Source organism: Oleiphilus sp. HI0061 (assembly GCF_001635675.1).
The window spans coordinates 1-483 of record NZ_LWFE01001619.1; the positions used below are offsets into that span (position 1 = coordinate 1).

Consider the following 483-nt stretch of genomic DNA (forward strand, 5'->3'; position numbering starts at 1 on the left):
TCAATGAAGTGTGCAGCATAATATAAAGTGGTGCTAAACGATGATCATCCTTACATAAGGTCGTCAAGGTGTAGCCATCCATCTCTGGCATCTCTACGTCTGAAATCATCAAATCAATATGATCATTAAGGTGTGACCCGTCCGCCACAAGTTCCCTTAGATAATCGTAGGCCTGTTTACCATCATTCTTGGTAATTACTGTAATGCCGATAGCTTGTAGGCAGTTTTGTATTTGCTTACGCGCAACCACCGAGTCATCAGCGACCAGAACGGTAGGCGGCGATTCACTATTACGTTCACACACCTGTTCTACGAACTCTTCGTTAACGGTTTCTTCTACAGGCGCCACTTCAGAAAGAATCTTCTCTACATCGATAATTTCTACAAGCTTATTATCGATACGAGTGACGGCAGTCAGGTAATTTTCGCGTCCGGCACCCTTTGGCGGCGGATGAATCTCTTCCCAATTAAGGTTAACGATAC

The 483-nt window shown here is 44.3% G+C and carries 1 protein-coding gene; it reads right to left on the minus strand.

All coding sequences use genetic code 11. The features are described 5' to 3' along the window. Positions 1-483 (minus strand): chemotaxis protein (locus tag A3735_RS25015; RefSeq protein WP_156499913.1); only part of this gene is annotated, 483 nt, incomplete at both ends.